The organism is Novosphingobium sp. PC22D, from assembly GCF_002556635.1.
GTDB lineage: Bacteria > Pseudomonadota > Alphaproteobacteria > Sphingomonadales > Sphingomonadaceae > Novosphingobium.
The window spans coordinates 1-17,439 of the sequence record NZ_MWMO01000014.1; the positions used below are offsets into that span (position 1 = coordinate 1).

21 protein-coding genes, 1 tRNA gene and 1 pseudogene are annotated in these 17,439 nt (G+C 64.0%); 10 read left to right on the forward strand and 13 right to left on the reverse strand.

Going from position 1 to position 17,439, the window contains the following annotated elements:
- Nucleotides 1-482: 482 nt before the first annotated feature.
- The 3 genes from B2G71_RS17760 to B2G71_RS17770 are packed head-to-tail and all read right to left on the reverse strand — an operon-like array spanning nucleotide 483 to nucleotide 2,256.
- Nucleotides 483-1,028, reverse strand: coding sequence for an AAA family ATPase (locus B2G71_RS17760; protein WP_206049444.1), 546 nt, complete (start codon nucleotides 1,026-1,028; stop codon nucleotides 483-485).
- 8 nt (nucleotides 1,029-1,036) lie between these two features.
- On the reverse strand, nucleotides 1,037-1,753 hold the full coding sequence (locus B2G71_RS17765; RefSeq protein ID WP_098108061.1) for a 2OG-Fe dioxygenase family protein: 717 nt from the start codon (nucleotides 1,751-1,753) through the stop codon (nucleotides 1,037-1,039).
- Entirely contained in the window at nucleotides 1,750-2,256 is a 507-nt protein-coding gene (locus B2G71_RS17770) for a cupin domain-containing protein (RefSeq protein WP_098108062.1), read from the reverse strand. The genes B2G71_RS17765 and B2G71_RS17770 overlap by 4 nt, the downstream gene beginning before the upstream one ends.
- A 73-nt stretch (nucleotides 2,257-2,329) precedes the next feature.
- Here B2G71_RS17770 and B2G71_RS17775 point away from each other — a divergent pair, with 73 nt between their 5' ends.
- Genes B2G71_RS17775 through B2G71_RS17795 form a run of 5 tightly spaced genes read left to right on the forward strand, consistent with a single transcriptional unit; the run spans nucleotide 2,330 to nucleotide 5,248 of the window.
- Nucleotides 2,330-2,977: a 2-hydroxychromene-2-carboxylate isomerase gene (locus B2G71_RS17775; RefSeq protein WP_098108063.1), complete on the forward strand. Its 648-nt coding sequence runs from the start codon at nucleotides 2,330-2,332 to the stop codon at nucleotides 2,975-2,977.
- Nucleotides 2,974-3,414, forward strand: coding sequence for a PaaI family thioesterase (locus tag B2G71_RS17780; RefSeq protein ID WP_206049445.1), 441 nt, complete (start codon nucleotides 2,974-2,976; stop codon nucleotides 3,412-3,414). The genes B2G71_RS17775 and B2G71_RS17780 overlap by 4 nt, the downstream gene beginning before the upstream one ends.
- The gene (locus B2G71_RS17785; RefSeq protein WP_098108064.1) at nucleotides 3,411-3,962 is read left to right on the forward strand and encodes an alpha/beta hydrolase; all 552 of its coding nucleotides are present in this window, start codon (nucleotides 3,411-3,413) and stop codon (nucleotides 3,960-3,962) included. The genes B2G71_RS17780 and B2G71_RS17785 overlap by 4 nt, the downstream gene beginning before the upstream one ends.
- Complete coding sequence (locus tag B2G71_RS17790) at nucleotides 3,959-4,606, forward strand: LysE family translocator (protein WP_098108065.1); 648 nt, start codon at nucleotides 3,959-3,961, stop codon at nucleotides 4,604-4,606. The genes B2G71_RS17785 and B2G71_RS17790 overlap by 4 nt, the downstream gene beginning before the upstream one ends.
- A 24-nt stretch (nucleotides 4,607-4,630) precedes the next feature.
- Nucleotides 4,631-5,248, forward strand: a complete 618-nt coding sequence (locus B2G71_RS17795) for a DJ-1/PfpI family protein (RefSeq protein ID WP_098108066.1) — start codon at nucleotides 4,631-4,633, stop codon at nucleotides 5,246-5,248.
- A gap of 9 nt (nucleotides 5,249-5,257) precedes the next feature.
- Here B2G71_RS17795 and B2G71_RS17800 read toward each other — a convergent pair whose 3' ends face one another.
- From B2G71_RS17800 to B2G71_RS17810, 3 genes are read right to left on the reverse strand one after another with little or no spacing between them, the layout of a single operon-like run.
- Nucleotides 5,258-5,569, reverse strand: a complete 312-nt coding sequence (locus B2G71_RS17800; RefSeq protein ID WP_098108067.1) for a cupin domain-containing protein — start codon at nucleotides 5,567-5,569, stop codon at nucleotides 5,258-5,260.
- 42 nt (nucleotides 5,570-5,611) lie between these two features.
- A complete protein-coding gene (locus B2G71_RS17805; RefSeq protein ID WP_206049446.1) occupies nucleotides 5,612-5,995 on the reverse strand; it encodes a nuclear transport factor 2 family protein in 384 nt (127 codons plus the stop codon).
- 11 nt (nucleotides 5,996-6,006) lie between these two features.
- Complete coding sequence (locus tag B2G71_RS17810) at nucleotides 6,007-6,600, reverse strand: LysE family translocator (RefSeq protein WP_098108069.1); 594 nt, start codon at nucleotides 6,598-6,600, stop codon at nucleotides 6,007-6,009.
- An 87-nt stretch (nucleotides 6,601-6,687) separates the two neighbouring features.
- Here B2G71_RS17810 and B2G71_RS17815 point away from each other — a divergent pair, with 87 nt between their 5' ends.
- From B2G71_RS17815 to B2G71_RS17835, 5 genes and pseudogenes are all read left to right on the forward strand, one after another.
- Complete coding sequence (locus tag B2G71_RS17815; RefSeq protein WP_206049447.1) at nucleotides 6,688-8,076, forward strand: PLP-dependent aminotransferase family protein; 1,389 nt, start codon at nucleotides 6,688-6,690, stop codon at nucleotides 8,074-8,076.
- Nucleotides 8,077-8,097: 21 nt separating this feature from the next.
- On the forward strand, nucleotides 8,098-9,057 hold the full coding sequence (locus B2G71_RS17820) for a DMT family transporter (protein WP_098108071.1): 960 nt from the start codon (nucleotides 8,098-8,100) through the stop codon (nucleotides 9,055-9,057).
- 11 nt (nucleotides 9,058-9,068) lie between these two features.
- Entirely contained in the window at nucleotides 9,069-9,674 is a 606-nt protein-coding gene (locus tag B2G71_RS17825; RefSeq protein WP_098108072.1) for a helix-turn-helix transcriptional regulator, read from the forward strand.
- A 93-nt stretch (nucleotides 9,675-9,767) separates the two neighbouring features.
- On the forward strand, nucleotides 9,768-10,334 hold the full coding sequence (locus B2G71_RS17830; RefSeq protein ID WP_206049448.1) for a TSUP family transporter: 567 nt from the start codon (nucleotides 9,768-9,770) through the stop codon (nucleotides 10,332-10,334).
- 52 nt (nucleotides 10,335-10,386) lie between these two features.
- Nucleotides 10,387-10,524: pseudogene (locus tag B2G71_RS17835) on the forward strand (transposase); the annotation flags it as partial.
- Here the strand turns inward: B2G71_RS17835 and B2G71_RS23805 are convergent.
- The 7 genes from B2G71_RS23805 to B2G71_RS17865 form a co-directional block, all read right to left on the reverse strand.
- On the reverse strand, nucleotides 10,487-11,170 hold the full coding sequence (locus B2G71_RS23805) for a hypothetical protein (RefSeq protein ID WP_141521603.1): 684 nt from the start codon (nucleotides 11,168-11,170) through the stop codon (nucleotides 10,487-10,489). The pseudogene B2G71_RS17835 and the gene B2G71_RS23805 overlap by 38 nt on opposite strands.
- Before the next feature lie 127 nt (nucleotides 11,171-11,297).
- Nucleotides 11,298-11,373 (reverse strand) — tRNA-Lys (locus tag B2G71_RS17840).
- Between the two features lie 101 nt (nucleotides 11,374-11,474).
- Nucleotides 11,475-12,590 carry a rod shape-determining protein RodA gene (rodA, locus tag B2G71_RS17845; protein ID WP_098108074.1) on the reverse strand — a complete coding sequence of 372 codons (1,116 nt, stop codon included), beginning with the start codon at nucleotides 12,588-12,590 and terminating at the stop codon, nucleotides 11,475-11,477.
- Nucleotides 12,587-14,701 carry a penicillin-binding protein 2 gene (gene mrdA, locus B2G71_RS17850; RefSeq protein ID WP_098108075.1) on the reverse strand — a complete coding sequence of 705 codons (2,115 nt, stop codon included), beginning with the start codon at nucleotides 14,699-14,701 and terminating at the stop codon, nucleotides 12,587-12,589. The genes rodA and mrdA overlap by 4 nt, the downstream gene beginning before the upstream one ends.
- On the reverse strand, nucleotides 14,698-15,252 hold the full coding sequence (gene mreD, locus B2G71_RS17855; protein WP_240530211.1) for a rod shape-determining protein MreD: 555 nt from the start codon (nucleotides 15,250-15,252) through the stop codon (nucleotides 14,698-14,700). Before mreD ends, mrdA begins: the two co-directional genes overlap by 4 nt.
- Entirely contained in the window at nucleotides 15,249-16,172 is a 924-nt protein-coding gene (mreC, locus tag B2G71_RS17860) for a rod shape-determining protein MreC (protein ID WP_098108076.1), read from the reverse strand. Before mreC ends, mreD begins: the two co-directional genes overlap by 4 nt.
- A 61-nt stretch (nucleotides 16,173-16,233) precedes the next feature.
- Complete coding sequence (locus tag B2G71_RS17865; protein ID WP_098108077.1) at nucleotides 16,234-17,280, reverse strand: rod shape-determining protein; 1,047 nt, start codon at nucleotides 17,278-17,280, stop codon at nucleotides 16,234-16,236.
- Between the last annotated feature and the right edge of the window lie 159 nt (nucleotides 17,281-17,439).

Below are 17,439 nucleotides of genomic sequence, written 5' to 3' on the forward strand. Positions count from 1 at the left end.
CCACAACAGCTCGCCACAGCCCGCCGCGAATGGCCCTGCGCCGTCCCAGAGCCAAAATCGCATTGTTCACGGACGACCATCTACTCCCCCCGTTCCAGCGCCGCTGGAAATCGCCGGCGATGTCTGACCATCCCACAGCATGCATCAACAAGGCGGCTTGGCATTCACCGTGTTTGATCCAGTAACAATCTCAATTCAGGCACGCAGTATTATACGAAAACCACAAAAATTACACCAAAAATGACGATGAATCGGCGACATTAAGTAGTTGTCCGTTCGCCAAGGCCAGTATTCACTGTGAAAATAGTGTGGATTGCCGGTTGAAGGGGCTCTTGGGTTACGGGCCAGACCCGAGGTTCAGGGGCGAATTATCTTCAACTCGCTTTTGCGCAATAGGGACAGCCCGAGAAGCCGGGCCGTTCCCGCCGACAATCCATGCTCCGTTTTACGGCCCAAAGGTTCGCGCTTGGGATTAGCTTTCATCACGTCTGCAGCTTCGCAATCCAGTGCTGCACGAAAGTTGCGCGCTCATCGGGCGACGCAAAGGGAAGGGGGACGAGGGTGTATCCCAGTTCCTGATAGACACGCGCCATCACGTCATGGGTCGCCACCGCCTCGTCCCAGTCCTGCTTGCGCTCGGTATCCTGGGCGTAGATCTCGGCCCAGGGCGGCGCGATAAACACATGTTGATTGTACCGATTGCTCTCCGCCGCGCGTGTGAGGTCGCCGGGTATGCCCAGCCCGCACAATATGCGGTAGCCGATGATGTCGGGAATGCCTCGGTCGAAGAACAAGACGCCCTCTTTCGTCCGTGCCTCCTCATAGGAGCTGAGGTCATGCGTAAGCATCCGCTCGGCAAAGGCGTCGCGGTCATCCCATGGTAGAGCGGTTCCGCCGGCGGCCACCTCGTCGCGGATCACCGCTCGTCCGGCCTCGGGCATATGCGGCAAGCCTTTTTCGGCCAGCGCCGCAAGGAGCGTGCTTTTGCCTGATCCCGGTCCGCCGGTTATGACGAAGAAGCGATCCATGCCGCCCCTCAACTTTCCCGCGCCTGCGCGAACGTGAGGACCAGCGTGTCCCGCCATGCGGGGGCGCCCGGTATCGCGGACTCGATCGGCGTCGTGCCGTGGCGGACGGTACGGTCATCCAGCAGCAGTGCTTCGCCGGGACGGGTTAGCCGATGTTCGAGGATGCAAGTATCGGAGCCATCCTCGACGCGGCTCTCGCCGCCGGCGTAATCGCTGCCGCCGACAAGCAGGATCAGCACCCAGTCGCGCCCGTCATGATGCATGCCCTCCGGCGTGGGAAGGCCGGGCTGTCCCGACAGCGCTTCGATGCGAAATTGATGCGCTTCCACCGTCCAGGAGTTCGGACCCCTCGCGCTCGCATCCGCGATCAGGGCGGCGGTGCCCAGCACCAGCGCCTGAAACAGCGGCGATCCGGTTCGAGCCTCGGCCATCGGCGCGAACCAGCGTTCGATGCCGCCATTCAATGGATTGTGATCGCGCTCCTGGTAATGCGCGCGATGCGGCAGGCGCATGCATTTCCCGTCTGCCACCTCAAAGGCGGCATAACGTCTGCGGCGATAGGTGCCGCCGTCGGCCATCCATGCGTCGCGCGGCAGATCATCCCAACTCCGCGCAAATGCTGTCCATTCCGGGTTGCCGGGATCAACCAGCTTACCCGGTGGCAGGAGCAGGGCGGGCGGTGTGGCGATGCACTCGCCGGAGGCAATAGCGAGCCGCCCGGTCATGTCTCGCCGTCCCAGTAGCCGACCGCATCGGCATAGCGCCCGACATGGTCCACCGAGCGGCTCGCCTTGTCGCCGCCGGGCGCAGCGCCTGCCATGACCGCGAACTTGCCGCTGTCGGGATAGTCGATCACGTCGGGCTCGTTCATCGTGCTGATGGCGAGATAACGCAGGTCCGTATCGCCGGTGTTGATGATCTGATGCGCACTTGCCGCGCCGCTTGCCGGGCACAGCGCGACATCGCCCGCCCGCAGCGCATGATCGCCATCTGCATAGCGCAGGCGGCCGCTGCCGGAGAGGATCACGAACAGTTCCTCATTCGCGTGATGGCCGTGGAACGGCCACGCCCGTTTGCCCGGCGGCACCACGACCAGCCTTCCGCCCAGCATGTGCGCACCCAGCGGCGAAGCGAAGGACGCCATACGCGCTTCGTAGAGATCGCCGTGCGCTTGTGTTTGCAGGTCGAGGGTATCCAGATGAAGAACGGGGAGTGTGATAACGGCCATGATTGAACCAATACAATATTTGATTTGATCGACGCATAATCTGATACAATGATGAGGCCCAAGGAGCAACCAGATGAGCACGAAGACCCCGGCCGATTTCTATTTCGATCCCGTCTCGCCCTTCGCCTTCCTGATGTGGAAGCGTCTTCGTGAAGACGATCTCGGACTGGAGATACGTCCGGTCCCGGTGCTTCTGGGGGCGCTGCTCAACCACTGGGGCCTGATCGGCCCGGCGGAAGTGCCGCCCAAACGGGCACAGACCTATCGTATGTGCCAATGGCTTGCCGACAGGAACGGTATCGCGCTGCGCTTTCCCGATACGCATCCGTTTCGTTCGGTCGAGGCCCTGCGACTGCTGATTGCGCTCGATGCCCGCGCGGATGTCGTCGATGCCGTGTTCGGGGCGGTTTTTGCGCAAGGCCGGGATCTGACCGACAGCGCTGAACTGGAGAGGCTTGGCGGCCAACTTGGTCTTTCCGATGTGCAGGATAGGATCGCAAGCGCGGATGTAAAGGACGGGCTCCGCGCCAACACCGAGGCGGCGATCGCGCGCGGCGTGTTTGGCGTGCCCACTCTCGCGATCGGGGAGGACCTGTTCTGGGGCTTCGATACGCTGGACATGGTGCGCGATTATCTGGCCGATCCCAAACTGTTCCAGACGGCTGAGATGCGACGCCTTGGCACTCTCGAATATGGTGTGCCCCGGAGGGCAGAATCGTGACCGGGGCCAATGACCCGCTTCTGCTCGAACGCGTTCGCGAGAGCTTCTCGCGTCAGAGCTTCATGGGGCTGATCGGGGCCGAGGTGATCCACGCCAGCCATGGCAAAGTGGTTCTCGATCTGCCGTTCCGGGCTGATCTTTGCCAGCAGAACGGCTTCCTTCATGGCGGCGTGATCGGTGCGATTGCCGACGTGGCGGGCGGCTATGCGGCCTATTCGGTCTTCGGGGATGGCGAGGATGTCCTGACGGTTGAATACAAGCTCAATCTTATCCGCCCGGCGGCGGGAGAACGCCTGCGCGCCACGGGCGAGGTGCTGCGCGCCGGACGCGCGCTGACGGTCTGCGATCTCAAGGTCGATGCGATGCGCGAGGGAGAGGAGGTGCTGTGCGCTTCCGGCCAGCAGACACTCATGCGCATGGAAGCACCCCGGCCATGACGCTCCCAATCCTTTTGCTTCCCGGCATAGGCGGTTCGGGACCGGACCATTGGCAAAGCCATTGGGAGCGGACCGATCCCGACATGACCCGCTTCGCGCCGTCCGATTGGGGGCGGCCGGAACTCGCCGACTGGTGCGAGGCGCTGGATCGGGCGGTGAAGTCCCTGGACCGCCCGCCCATTCTGGTCGCGCATAGCCTGGCCTGCCTGCTGGTGGCGCATTGGGCCGCCGCGCGAGGAGCTCCGGTAGCTGGCGCGATGCTGGTCGCCGTGCCAGACCCGTGCGGACGTGCGTTTCCGGATGAAGCGCGGTCCTTCGCGCAAGTGCCGGAGCTGCCCCTGCGGTTTCCCAGCCTGATCGTCGCCAGCGCGAACGATCCTTACGGAACAGTCGATTACAGCAAACGACGTGCCCGGCAATGGGGTTCGCGGCTGATCGCGTTGGGTCCGCTCGGCCATATCAACGCGGGCAGCAATCTGGGCGATTGGCCCGAGGGCCGGGATATCCTCTCTTCATTTCGCGCTGAAATCGAAGGGAATGGAGCATGACCATCTGGACTGCACTTGCCGGATTCACGCTGGCGGCCGGGCTTCTCGTCATCACACCCGGGCTCGACATGGCAGTGGTCCTGCGCACGCTCGCCGTCGAGGGGGCGCGTCAGGCTCTCGCAGCGGCGGCAGGCGTGGTCGCGGGCGTTCTTGCCTGGGGACTGGTGGTGGCGCTGGGGCTTGGCGCGCTGCTGGCACTGTCGGGCACTCTCTATAGGATCCTGCAATATGCAGGCGCCGCCTATTTGCTATGGCTTGGGCTGGGCATGGTCCGTGCGGCACTCAAATCGGGTGCGCCCTCCGATGCAGCAAGTCCGGCATTGCCGTCTGCTCCATCACGATCGGGCAACTGGTTCATGAAGGGCCTGCTCACCAATCTGCTCAATCCCAAGATGGGGGTCTTCTATGTGAGCTTCCTCCCGCAGTTCGTTCCGGCGGGAGCATCGGTACTGGCCTTCAGCCTGTTGCTGGCGGCGCTTCATGCCACGCTCGGCATGGCCTGGTTTGCGCTCCTGATCCTTGGCAGTCGTCCGCTGCGGCACTGGTTCGCGCAAGGGGTCGTAGCGCGCTGGCTCGATGGCCTGACCGGCGGCGTGCTCATCGCGCTGGGCCTGCGCATCGCCTTCCATCCGGCGCAGCGATAGCGCCGTTTCCATATCGAGAGAGACATGCAGATAGCCGTTCTGACTTTCGACGGGTTCAACGAGTTGGATTCGTTTATCGCGTCGACGATCCTCAATCGCCTCAGGCCGCTGGGCTGGAATGCCTGGATCACGTCGCCGACGGAGGAAGTGACGTCGATGAACGGTGTCACGATCCGCCGTCAGCGTCCGCTTGAATTTGCGGAAGAAGCAGACGCCGTCCTGATCGGCAGCGGTGTCCGCACGCGCGACGTGGCTCGCGATGACGCGCTGTTGGCGCGACTTCGGCTCGACCCCGAGCGCCAGCTGATCGGTGCGCAGTGCTCAGGCACGCTGCTGCTGGCGAAGCTTGGTTTGACTGGCGATCTGCCTGCCTGCACCGATCTGACGACAAAGCCATGGGTCATCGAGGCTGGCGTGAATGTGATCGACGCGCCTTTCGTCGCGCATGGCAATGTCGCCACAGCGGGCGGCTGCCTGGCCTCGCATTATCTCGCGGCCTGGATGATCGCGCGCGGTGGTTCAGTGGAACAGGCGCGCGAAGCGATCCACTATGTCGCGCCGGTCGGCGAAAAGGACATGTATGTCGAACGGGCGATGGCTGTCATTGCGCCGTCTTTGGCCGAGGCGGCTGCACCCGCCTGATCCGTCGCCTCAATCGCTTCCGGCCTGCTCGATCACCAGAATGCGCGCTTCGCCAAGGGGGCGGGCGACATGTTCATCGCCAGGTTCGGCGTGAAAAATGTCCCCTGTTTCAAGATGCAGAACCTGTTCGCCGCCAGCGGTCCGAACATGCATGTCGACACGCCCGTCGAGGATAGCGAAGACTTCCGGGCCATCGTTGATGTGCCAGCGGTAGGGCTGGTCGGTCCAGTGCAGCCGCACCGTCGCGTCGTCGATCCTCTCGATCGACAGCGCGTCCCAGGCTGATCTGCCGGTGAAGTCGCGGGCGCGGATAACCTGCATTTCTATCCTCTTGCTCACCGCTGTTGTGACGGAGATTTGGGATCAGTTACCAGGCGAAGTTTCCTGCGCGCTGTAGAAGCTCTCGCCTTCGACCTGCCGGTCGTCCACGAAGCGCATCGTTTCGAGCGCCCGCTTGGCCTTGCCTTTGCGCCGGGCCACATAGTGGACGCCGAGCACCTGGCGTTCGATATCGCAGACGGCAGCGATCAGGGTAAAATGCAGTTCAGACGAAGCCTCCAGCGCCTTTGACCAATAAGCGCGCAAACTGGCCTTGCCTTCGATGATGGGAGATCCCGTCAGTTCCGCGGCCAATGGGCTGATGAAGCGCGCGTCATCGGCAAAATGCGCCAGAATGGCGTCGAGATCGCGCGCGTTCCAGTTGGCGATCCAGTTCGCCGCAAACATCTCCATGTCTTTCCGGTTCATTGCGTTGTCCTTCAAATCAGAAACAGTAAAGCGGTGAGCGCGGTCAGAACCGCCATCACGCGTACGAACACGATCATGCCCTTGCGGCTTTCGAGCAGTTCGCGGGCCCCCGCGCCCATCGCCGCCCAGGATGCGATGGAAGGCAGGCCGACCAGCACGAAGGCCGCGACGATAACGCCGAGCTGCAGGGCGAGTGGCCGGCCGGGCACGGTAAAGCTGGCGATGGCGGGCATGGTGATCGCCCAGGCCTTGGGATTGACGAACTGGAAAGCAGCCGCCTGAAAGAAAGTCAGCGGATGCGCGCCCTCGCGGCGTTCGACGCCTTCCGATTGCCACAGTTTCACCGCCAGCCAGGCAAGATAGACAGCACCGAAGATCCGCACTGCCCAGCGCAGTACCGGCCATGCCTCGAACAGCGCGCCCAGACCCAGCCCGCTGAGCACCAGCATGAGCGCGCAACCGAAATTGATCCCGAAGATGTGCGGGATGGTCCGGCGGAATCCGAAAACCAGCCCCGATGAGGCGAGCATGATGTTGTTGGGGCCGGGCGTGGCCGTGCAGACGAAACTGTACAGCGCAAGCGAGGCAAGCAGACTCGTATCCATGATGTTCTCCTGCAAAGCTGGATGATCATCATTGAACTATGAGTCAAACGTGATATTGAACCGGTGCAATGTAGTGCAGGAAAGATGATGAAGGACTGGCAGCCGGATATCTCGAAGGGCAGCGTGCCGGTGTACGAGCGTCTCGTGACCGCACTGGAGGGCGATGTGCGCGATGGCCGCCTTGTGCCCGGCGACCGTTTGCCACCGCAGCGCGATCTGGCGCACCGCCTGTCCCTGAGTGTCGGGACGGTCAGCCGGGCCTATGTCGAGGCGGAGCGGCGGGGGTTCATTTCCAGCCATGTAGGCCGAGGATCGTTCGTCGCCGACCGCGCGCGGCCGCATTCCTCGCCGCATGACGCTGGCCCGCTCGACATGGCGCATAATGTGCCGCCGCTCGATCCCGCCGAGCGCTGGATCGGGGAGGGGCTGTCGCGCGTGCGCCAGCGGGCCGATCTCGCGACGGCGGTAAACTATGCGCCGCCCGAAGGCTTGCCCTCGATCCGCGAGGCCGGCGCATCCTGGCTGAAGCGCCGTCATGGCGTGACGCGCGCGACGGCGGATCGGGTCATTCAGTGCAACGGCGGGCAGCATGGCCTTGCGCTGGCCTTCGCGGCGCTGGCGCGGCCGGGCGATACGATCCTATGCGAAGCCGCGACCTATCCCGGCATCCGGACACTGGCCGATCATGCGGGCTACCGCCTGCGGGGCGTTGCCATGGATGCGCGCGGCATCGATCCCGAAGCGCTTGCCCGCTGTGCCCGCGAAACTGGCGCCAGGGTGCTGGTCATAATCCCGACCCTGCAGAACCCGACCACGATCACCCTCGATGCCGCGCGCCGCGCTGACATCATCGAGGTCGCCCGCGCCCATGATCTGATGATCGTGGAGGACGATGCCTATCGCGTCTTCGCCGATGCCGGGGCGGCGGACTGTTTTGCCGATCTTGCGCCGGAACGGACGTTGATGGTCGCGGGCGTTTCCAAGGCGGTCGCGCCCGGCTTGCGGCTCGGTTTCCTGTTGCCGCCTGATAATGAAGATGTTCGCGATCGACTGCTGTTGGGCGTCCGCGCTTTTGGCTACAGCCCGCCCTCGCTGGGCGGTCTGGTCTTCAGCCAGTGGGAACAGGACGGAACGGCCGACAGGATCGCCGACGATGTGATCGCCGAAAGCGAGACGAGGACGCAGTTGGCGTCGTCGATCCTCGGCAAGGCGATGGCAGTGCCGGGGGCGGGGCGCAGCCTCCACGTCTGGATGCCGATGCCCATGCTCGATGCCGAACGGCTGAGCGCCCGCGCCTTGCGTGCCTCCATCGCGCTGACGCCGCCTGACGGGCCGATTGTCGATGCCGTGGCTCCCTCTGGGGTTCGCCTGTGCCTTGGCGGCCTGCGCTCGCGCGATGCTCTCGAACAGGCGCTTCGCGATATCGCTGCCATGCTGTCGCCTGCCGGAGGCAGCGCCGCACGCGGCTTGGTCTGACATGCGGGGCCAGCCATGCACATGAAGCGATCCCCGGCGAGTGGTACGGCTCGCTGGTCTTACGCCACGCTCTGCATCGTGATCCTGTTCTGGTCGGGCAACTTCATTGTCGGTCGCGCGGTGAACGGTGTCGTTCCGCCATTCACCCTGGCGCTGGTCAGGTGGAGCGGTGCGCTTGCGATCCTTCTGCCTTTTGCGTGGCGGCATTTACGCGCCGATCGGCAACGGCTCCTGTCGCACTGGAAGGCGGTCCTGCTGCTTGGCCTGACGGGCGTGGCTGCCTTCAATGCCTTCATCTATTCGGGCCTGCAATTCACCACCGCCAGCAACGGGCTTTTGCTTCAGGCGGCGATCCCGGCGCTCGTCCTCCTGTTCAATCGCCTCTTTTTCGGCGACCGGGCGTCGGCTTTGCAGATCGTCGGCGTGACCCTCTCCATGCTGGGCGTGGCGGTCATCGTGCTTCGCGGCGACCTTGCGGCGCTGGCGCGGCTGACACTCAATTTCGGGGATTTCCTCGTGCTGTGCGGCGTCGTCTGCTGGGCGCTTTACACCGCGTTGCTGCGCCTTCGCCCCGATTGCCATCCGGCCAGTTTCCTGGCGGTGACATTTGCGATCGGCGCGGCGGCTATGGCGCCGCTCGCCGCGATGGAAGTGGCTGGCGGGGCGGGCATCCCGCTGCGGGCCGATGTGCTGGGCGCCTTTGCCTACGTCGCTCTCTTCCCGTCGCTGGTCGCCTATGTGCTCTACAACGCGGCTGTGAAAAATCTCGGAGCAGCACCCGCAGGCCAGATGATTACATTGATGCCTTTGTTCGGCGCCGGTCTCGCCGCCCTGCTATTGGGCGAGGCTCTTTTCCGGTTTCACATCATAGGAATGGTGCTGATCCTCGGTGGCATCGTGCTGGGCGCGGTGGGCGTGCAGCGCCAACTGCGGCGGATTGATGATTTTGGCTCGCCTGTGTCGCGCGGCCGAACCAGCTGAGTACGCATGTAATGTGGAATTACCGGCGGGTCGGAGCGATAGAACTGGCGTCGTGCGCAGGAAATGCTCTGCCGGATTTGCGCCTCCATTTTCACGAGACTGCCCAGCTCTGTCTGGTTCAGAGCGGGAAGCGCCGGGCGGAAACCCGTTACGGGATCGTCGAAGTGACCGCAGGCGAATGGCTTTACCTTCCCGCCGGTCTGCCGCATCGCTTTACCGATAGCGCAAGCGCCGAAGGGCGCTGCCTGAATGTCTATGCGCCCCTTGACCTGGGCGCCTATCCCCGCTGCCTTCCTGTCGAGAGCATTCGGCCAATGCTGCAATCACTGGCCTTGTCAGGATCCTCGCTGGCCGGATCAGAGCGGTCTGGCACGCAAAGCACCGGGCCCGGAAATGGTCCACTCCCAATACAGGCGCTGGCACGCGCGGCGGGGGTCTCGCGCGAGCATTTCAGCCGGACCTTTGTGCAGCAGCATGGTCTCCCCCCGCATCGCCATCGCATCATGTGCCGCCTCAACGGTGCGCGCCAGGCGATCGCTCGGGGAAATTCGCTGGCAGATGTCGCCGCCCGGTTCGACTTTGCCGATCAGAGCCACGTTGGTCGCCTGTTCCGCTAGGCTTTCGGGACGACGCCGGGAGCCTACCGCAAAGGCTGCTGCTGATCACAAACATTCCAGACTTGCTCGCGCCTCTGGTTCAGGCTCGCGGGCATGATCGACTGGACAACAGTAATCCTGATCCTTGCAGGCTTGGTCGGTGGGATCGTCAACGCCGTGGCCGGCGGCGCGACCCTGATCACCTTTCCGGCTCTGCTGGCTACAGGACTACCCCCCGTAGCGGCCAATATCGCCAATGCCATCGCCGTGTCGCCGGGGCATCTGCTGGCGGTGCTTGCGGATCGGCCGAGCCTGCCACTTGACTACCACCTTTGCCGGCTCCTGTTGCTTTCTGCCGTCGGAGGCCTGGCTGGCGCCGGACTTTTGCTCATTATTCCTGATCGCCTTTTCACCATGCCGATCCCTGCACTGATCGCAGGCGCAACGCTGCTGTTCGCGCTGGCGCCGCGCATTGCGAGGACGGCGGACAGCAGCGAAAGCAGGCACCATGGCGCAAAGCGGCGGAAAGCAGGGCTGCTGGCGTTGACGGCAATGTATGGCCGGTTCTTTGGCGCAGGCCCGGACGGAAATCGGAATCGATGGTGCGGCGTTATGCGCACACATGTCGGTGAAGCATCTCCAGCCCTATGCCGACCAGCTGACTTTACGGGCACTGAATAGCCCCTAGATTTCTGGACGCCTTCGATCCTAATTTTGAGGACAGGAGGCGATGATGGGGAAGTACAATTTCAGCGAAGAGTTCAAGCGCGATGCGGTGGCCCAGATCACCGAACGCGGGTATCCGGTAGCGGAGGTTTCGCAGCGGCTCGGCGTCAGCCCGCACCCGCTGTATGCGTGGAAGCGGCAGCTGGCGAAGGTCGTATCCGGCGATGGATTGCGTTGAACCGTTTAAACAAATCAGCTGTGGCAACTCCAATTATCGCAGTGCAGTGGAAGAATGCCTCAATCGTTTCCGCAAAATCCTCTATTTCTTGCTTTGGATCGGTGGCCCCTATGAAACCCTCCACATCGCCAGTTTCTTCGTTGGTCAATCGAATGGCCGCGTGCATGTGACGATTCGAAAAGTGAATCACGCCACTCGTATTCTTGTAAACCGCATCTACCCACGCGTTACGATCTTTAACCTTGTCGATCAGGTACCGATCCGACATTTGCTGGCCATCCGCTGCTTTGAGACGGTTGACCTGCTCGCCCGCAAAAACGCGTCCGGCGAATTCCTCTGGGTCAGATACCCAATACAAGGCGTAAAGCCGTAGAACTGTATCGAGCTGCAATCGAAGTAGGGCAGCGGCGACAAGCCAGTTAAGATCCTCGATACAAGAACGAAACGCTTTCGCCTGGGCGAGTGCGCGCCTCGCAATGCCCATCAGGTACAGATCTTGGTAACCAAATGGCCGGTTCGCCAAGTGGTGCTGGAACGTGTCTAGCAGCTCGCCTTCCGAACGTTTCAGGTTCATCAGCGACTGTGCGGCGGTAGATTCGGAGTCATCGACCATTGGGGCATACTTGCTGATCGCTGCTGTGCCGTCCAGCCGAACGCGCTAGCATAGTGCTAGCACAACTGGGCGGTCGCCTTTCGTAGCAGCCAGCCTTGTCGGTAAATGCTGCTATTGCTATGAAAAATGGTGGACGCACTAGGGCTCGAACCTAGGACCCGCTGATTAAGAGTCAGCTGCTCTACCAACTGAGCTATGCGTCCACTCTGGTGCCGCTTCCGGACCGTGGCCGCAGCGATTCGCTGCGGGAGGGGTCCGTATAGCGATTGTTCTTCCGATTTGAAGTGCAAATTTTCACGAATTTTCAGCCGAAGCGCGAAGGGGACCGGCGCCAGCGGTCGGCGGCCATGATCGCGCCGAGGCAGATCATGTTGGTCATCATCGAAGACCCGCCGTGGCTCATGAACGGCAGCGGAATTCCGACCACGGGCGCAAGGCCCATCACCATCATGAGGTTGATCGCGACGTAGAAGAAGATCGTCGCGGTCATGCCCGCGGCGAGCAGCGAGGTGAAGCGGTCCTCGCTCGCGCGCGCGACGCGCATGCCCCAGGTCATCACGATCGCGAAGACGAGAAGCACGAACAGTCCGCCCACCATGCCCCATTCCTCCGCCATCGTCGCGAAGACGAAGTCGGTATGGGCCTCGGGGAGGTATTCGAGGTGGCTTTGCGAGCCGTTGCCGAAGCCCTTGCCGAACAGCCCTCCCGATCCGATCGCGATCTTCGACTGAGTGATGTGGTAGCCCGTCCCGAGCGGATCGTTCTCGGGATTGAGGAAGGTGAGCACGCGCTTGCGCTGGTAGTCGTGCAGGAAGGCGAAGAAGGCGACCGGCGTGAGCAGCGCGGCGCCACCGCCCGCCAGCAGGAACCAGGTGAGCGGCAGACCGGCGAGAAACATGATCACCGCGCCGCCGAAGCAGATCGCGAGAGCGGTGCCGAGGTCGGGCTGGAGGATGACGAGGCCGGCGGGAATGCCGATCAGCATTCCGGCGGGCACGAGACCGCGCCAACTCGCCGTCATCGACGCGGGCAAGGTCTCGTAGAACCGGGCGAGGACCAGAATGATCCCCGGCTTCATGAGTTCCGAGGGCTGGAGCGTCATGAAGCCGAGGTCGAGCCACCGCTGGCTGCCCCCGCCAACCGCGCCGAGCAGTTCCACGAGAACCAGCAGCAGGCAGATCGCGGCGTAGACCGGGTAGGCGAGGAAGCGGTACCACTCACGCGGGATGTGCGACATCACGATCGCCATCGCCAGGAAGACCAGGAACCGGTAGACGTGCGAGGCCGCGTAAGGCTGGAGGTGGCCGCCCGCCGCCGAATAGAGCACCGCCGCGCCCAACCCGACGAGCGCGAAGAGCGGCACGATGACGAGCCAGGGCTGGCGCCCGATCGCCTCGGGCACGAGTTGCCGGTTTCTCATTGTCCGCTCCCGGCCGATCCGGGCGGTTGCAGTGGAATGAACGGAGCGCTTGCCGTCGCGGTCGTCGACGTGGCGTCGGCCGAGGGGGCTGGCGAGGGCGGGGCGCCGGTCGGCTCGGGCCGCGGCGATTGCGCGGCGTTGACGATCGGCTGATCCTCCTCCTGCGCCGCGTCGGCTTCCTGGACCTTCTTTTCCTCCTCGCTCGGAACGCGCGGCGCGTTGCCGCCATATTCGGCAGCGTAGGCCGCATAGCGCGCGTCGAGCCGCTGCTGCGCGGTTCCGCCCCAGCCTTCCTCGAACTCGTGGAGCTTCTCGAGCGCCTTCTTCGGGTCCCACAGGAAGGTCATGACATCGCGCGCGATCGGGTAGGCCGCGCCCGAGCCGCCGCCGTGCTCGACCACCACCGCGCAGGCATAGCGCGGCTTGTCGAAGGGCGCGAAGCAGATGAAGTGGCCATGGTCGCGATACTTCCACGGTCCGCCCTTGCCGCTCGAGACATTGAGGCTGACGACCTGCGCGGTGCCCGTCTTGCCCGCCATCAGCACGTCGTCGATCGGCAGACGCGCACGGCCGGCGGTGCCCGGGCCGTTGATCACGTCGGACATCGCCTGGTGGACGTAGTCGAGGTGTTCCTGCGGAATGCCCAGCGACGGCGCGTTCTGCGGCTTTTCGCTGTAGATCAGCCGCGGCATGAGCTTGCGTCCGCTCGCGATGCGCGAGGCCATGACCGCCTGCTGCAGCGGGTTCACCAGCATGTAGCCCTGGCCGATCGTGGCGTTGACCGTATCGAAAGTCTGCCACTCCTTGTCGTACTTGCGCAGCTTCCAGGCGGGATCGGGCACGGTCCCGTAGGACTGGCCGACCACCGGAAGATCGAATTCCTGCTGCAAGCCCAGGTGCTTGGCCATCTCGGCGATCTTTTCCATCCCGACCTTCTGGGCGAAGTGGTAGAAATAGACGTCGCAGCTCTGGTAGATGCCCTTGGCCATGTTGGTGCGGCCGTGGCCGCGCCGGTTCCAGCAGTGGAACACGCGGTTGCCCACGCGCAGGCCGCCGGTGCAGGTCACCGTCTCTTCCGGATCGAGACCCGCCTCAAGGAACGACAGCGCGACCATCGGCTTGACCGTCGAGCCTGGCGGATACAGCCCGCGCAGGACCTTGTTGCGCAGAGGCACATGGTCGTCGTCGGCCAGCATCTTCCATTCGAGGCGGCCGATGCCGTCGGAAAAGCTGTTCGGATCGAAGCATGGCATCGACGCCATCGCGAGGATGTCGCCGTTCTGGCAGTCCATCACCACGACCGCGCCCGATTCGGTCCCGAGGCGGCGCGCGGCATAGTCCTGCAATGGCCCGTTGATGGTCAGCTTGATCGGTGCGCCGGGATCATCCTCGCGGGTCTCGAGATCGCGCACGATGCGTCCGCCCGCGGTGACCTCGACGCGCCGCGCGCCGGGCTTGCCGCGCAGGCGGTGCTCGAAGACCTTTTCGAGTCCGTCCTTGCCGATCTTGTAGCCCGGCGTGACGAGCAGCGGATTGCGCTCTTTCTCGTAGTCCTCGGCCGAGGCCGTGCCGACGTAGCCGACAAGGTGGCCGACGGTGCATCCAGTGGGATAATAGCGTGAGAAACCGCGCTGGGTGACAACGCCGGGAAGGTCTGGCAGGCGGACGCTGACCGCCGCGAAGCGATCCCAGTCGAGCCCGGAGGCCACTTCGACCGGCGCGAAGCCGTGCGACTTCTCGAGCTTGTCCAGCAAGTCGCGGATCTCGACGTCGGACAGTTCGAGCAGGTCGCCCAGCGTGGCGATCGTTTCGTCGGTGTCGTCCATCCGGTCGGGAATGACGTCCACCCGGAAATCCGCCCGGTTGGATGCGAGCGGGGCCCCGTTGCGGTCTAGGATCCAGCCGCGCCGCGGGGGGATAAGCGACAGATTGACGCGATTGCTTTCGGCCTCGAGCTGATATTTCTCGTTCTGCGCGACCGCGAGATAGCCGAGCCGGCCCGCAAGCACGAGGCCGAGGCCGCCCTGCGCGGCACCGATGAACAGGCTGCGCCGGTCGAAACTGTTGCGCAGCGTCGCCATGCTGACATGGCGCGGTCGAAACAGTTTCATCGGATTTCCCGGAACGGGATCAGGCGAATCCGGTCAGCTATGGCGACGAGGCGGCCGACGAGGGGATAGCACAGGAGAGAAATGACGGTCTGCGGCACGATAACATGAATGGGCGCCGATGCGCCGGCGATATTGGCGACGAGGAGGCTCAGCACGATATAAGCCAGGATCAGTCCCATGGCCACCAGCCATTCGGTGAGAAAGTTGCGCCACGGCAGCCGTGCCTCGATTTCGTCGAGGACGATGGCCGCACCAGACCAGAGCATGACCGCCGAGCCGAACGGCTGTCCGGAATAGAGGTCGTCGACGAGGCCGAGCGGCAATCCGGCCCAGACCGGCATGAGCCCCGGGCGCAACTGGCGCCAGGCAACGAAGGCGAGGAACCCCAGGGGGGGAAGAACGGGCGCCGAGGCGATCGTCAGCAATCCGGGAAGGATCGAGCAGAACACCACGCTCAGCCAGGGCAGCCCACGGGCGAGGATCGGCGAGGGGACCCGGTTGATGCGTTTGCGCGGCCCCGCCTTGCCGAGGCTGAACGGCGCGCGCCTCACGTCTCCGGTTCCGGCTGCCCGGTCGAGGCGGCGCCGGGGCTGGTCGGTTCCTCGCGGTTCGAGGGAACGACGGGCGGCTCGGGGGCCCAGGTCTTTTCGACGATCACGTATTCGGCATGGCTGGGATTGCCGAGCACGCGGGCGATCGCGCCGTCGCGGGTCAGCGATGTGACGATCGCCATCGCCACGCCCGGACGGTAGAGCCCGCCCGAGCCCGAGGTGACCATGATGTCGCCCTTCTTCAGCGGATTGATGCCGAGGTTGATGAGGCGGATCTGGATCGTGCCGTCGCCCTTGCCCTGCGCGAAGGCGGGAACGCCGTCGGTGGCGCGGCGCACCGGCACCAGGCTTTCGGTGTCGGTGACGAGAAGCACGCGCGAACTGGTGATGCCCACTTCGAGCACGCGCCCGACGAGGCCCATCGTCGAGCGGACCGGCATGCCCTTCTCGATGCCGCTGGTCCGGCCCGCGCCGATCGTCGCGAAGCGGCGGATGCTCGCCGCGGTGGAACTGGTCATGCGCGTCACGGCAACTGGCGGAGGGTCGCGCTGCTCCAGCCCGAGCAGGCCCTTGAGCCGCCGGTTCTCCTCGCGCACGGCCTCGGCCTCGGCGAGGCGGACCCGCGCTTCCTTCACCTCGCGCTCCAGCTTGGCGTGGCTTGCACCGGCCTTGAAGTAGCCCGCGATCGTCTCGAAAATGTCCTGCCCGGCATGACGCGTGCGCGCCGCACCGCCGCTCACGGGCGCGACCGCGTCAGCGGCAAGCGCACGCGCGCCGGAAAACACGCTCGGCCCGAAAATCGAGACGACCAGCAAAGCCGCTCCCAGCAGCACGCCAGCGACGCCGGCGGCGTACGTGAAGAACGAATTGTACTGCGCCCTGCGCGAATGGCCGGAGCGCCGGTTCAAGGGCGGCGCCATGCGCTGTGCTCTCCTAGCTCGCGACGCGGATGGAAATGCGCCGCTTCCCCTAAGTCGCGCGTCAAGCGGTCATCAAGACGCCGCGATAGATCGGATCTTCCATGGCCCGGCCTGTGCCCAGCGCAACGCACGAGAGCGGGTCTTCGGCAACGCTCACGGGAAGGCCGGTTTCCTCGCGCAGGTAGACGTCGAGGCCCTGGATCATGGCGCCGCCGCCGGTCAGGACGATGCCCTGGTCGACGATGTCGGCGGCAAGCTCGGGCGCGGTGTTCTCGAGCGCGATGCGCACGCCTTCGATGATCGCACCGATCGGTTCGGACAGCGCCTCGGCGACGTTCGCCTGATTGATCGTGATCTCCTTGGGCACGCCGTTGACGAGATCGCGGCCCTTGATCTGGATCGTTTCGCCGACGCCGTCCTCCGGGATCATGGCGATGCCGTAATCCTTCTTGATCCGCTCCGCGGTCGAATCGCCGATCAGCAGGTTGTGATGGCGACGCACGTAGGAAACGATCGCCTCGTCCATCTTGTCGCCGCCGACGCGCACCGAGGTGGTGTAGGCGAGGCCGCGCAGCGAGAGTACCGCGACTTCGGTGGTGCCGCCGCCGATGTCGACGACCATCGAGCCGACCGGCTCGGTAACCGGCATGTCCGCGCCGATCGCGGCGGCCATCGGCTCGAGGATCAGGTAGACCTGGCTGGCACCCGCGTTGCTCGCCGCGTCGCGGATCGCGCGGCGTTCGACCGAGGTTGAGCCCGAGGGTACGCAGATCACGATCTCGGGATAGCGGAACATCGAGCGCTTGCCGTGGACCTTGCGGATGAAGTGCTTGATCATCTCTTCGGCGATCTCGATGTCGGCGATGACGCCGTCGCGCAGCGGACGGATCGCCTCGATGTTGTCGGGCGTCTTGCCCATCATCATCTTGGCGTCGTCGCCCACCGCCTTGACCTTCTTGACGCCGTGCAGCGTTTCGATGGCCACCACCGAGGGTTCATTGAGGACAATTCCGCGGTCCTGGACATAGACCAGGGTATTGGCCGTACCCAGGTCGATCGCCATGTTCTGGGAACCAAATTTGAAGAATCGCGACATCATCGAGGCCATCAAGGAATCCGTAAACTTTCCGGGCATTTGCACCGAGGATCGGAGCAGGTTTCTACCCATATGCTAGCATGGAAGGCGGCTCCTTAGCGTAGGCTTGTAACAAACGCCAAAAATTTGTGCGGATTTGGTCGGGGTTATTCCGTGGCTCTGTCTCGAATC

Bases quoted from the DNA above. Each gene is read 5' to 3' on its own strand.
- B2G71_RS17760 (WP_206049444.1), bottom strand. From the start codon at position 1,028: ATGGATCGCTTCTTCGTCATAACCGGCGGACCGGGATCAGGCAAAAGC.
- B2G71_RS17765 (WP_098108061.1), bottom strand. From the start codon at position 1,753: ATGACCGGGCGGCTCGCTATTGCCTCCGGCGAGTGCATCGCCACACCG.
- B2G71_RS17770 (WP_098108062.1), bottom strand. From the start codon at position 2,256: ATGGCCGTTATCACACTCCCCGTTCTTCATCTGGATACCCTCGACCTG.
- B2G71_RS17775 (WP_098108063.1), top strand. From the start codon at position 2,330: ATGAGCACGAAGACCCCGGCCGATTTCTATTTCGATCCCGTCTCGCCC.
- B2G71_RS17785 (WP_098108064.1), top strand. From the start codon at position 3,411: ATGACGCTCCCAATCCTTTTGCTTCCCGGCATAGGCGGTTCGGGACCG.
- B2G71_RS17790 (WP_098108065.1), top strand. From the start codon at position 3,959: ATGACCATCTGGACTGCACTTGCCGGATTCACGCTGGCGGCCGGGCTT.
- B2G71_RS17795 (WP_098108066.1), top strand. From the start codon at position 4,631: ATGCAGATAGCCGTTCTGACTTTCGACGGGTTCAACGAGTTGGATTCG.
- B2G71_RS17800 (WP_098108067.1), bottom strand. From the start codon at position 5,569: ATGCAGGTTATCCGCGCCCGCGACTTCACCGGCAGATCAGCCTGGGAC.
- B2G71_RS17805 (WP_206049446.1), bottom strand. From the start codon at position 5,995: ATGAACCGGAAAGACATGGAGATGTTTGCGGCGAACTGGATCGCCAAC.
- B2G71_RS17810 (WP_098108069.1), bottom strand. From the start codon at position 6,600: ATGGATACGAGTCTGCTTGCCTCGCTTGCGCTGTACAGTTTCGTCTGC.
- B2G71_RS17815 (WP_206049447.1), top strand. From the start codon at position 6,688: ATGAAGGACTGGCAGCCGGATATCTCGAAGGGCAGCGTGCCGGTGTAC.
- B2G71_RS17820 (WP_098108071.1), top strand. From the start codon at position 8,098: ATGAAGCGATCCCCGGCGAGTGGTACGGCTCGCTGGTCTTACGCCACG.
- B2G71_RS17825 (WP_098108072.1), top strand. From the start codon at position 9,069: ATGTGGAATTACCGGCGGGTCGGAGCGATAGAACTGGCGTCGTGCGCA.
- B2G71_RS17830 (WP_206049448.1), top strand. From the start codon at position 9,768: ATGATCGACTGGACAACAGTAATCCTGATCCTTGCAGGCTTGGTCGGT.
- B2G71_RS23805 (WP_141521603.1), bottom strand. From the start codon at position 11,170: ATGGTCGATGACTCCGAATCTACCGCCGCACAGTCGCTGATGAACCTG.
- rodA (WP_098108074.1), bottom strand. From the start codon at position 12,590: ATGAGAAACCGGCAACTCGTGCCCGAGGCGATCGGGCGCCAGCCCTGG.
- mrdA (WP_098108075.1), bottom strand. From the start codon at position 14,701: ATGAAACTGTTTCGACCGCGCCATGTCAGCATGGCGACGCTGCGCAAC.
- mreC (WP_098108076.1), bottom strand. From the start codon at position 16,172: ATGGCGCCGCCCTTGAACCGGCGCTCCGGCCATTCGCGCAGGGCGCAG.
- B2G71_RS17865 (WP_098108077.1), bottom strand. From the start codon at position 17,280: ATGGCCTCGATGATGTCGCGATTCTTCAAATTTGGTTCCCAGAACATG.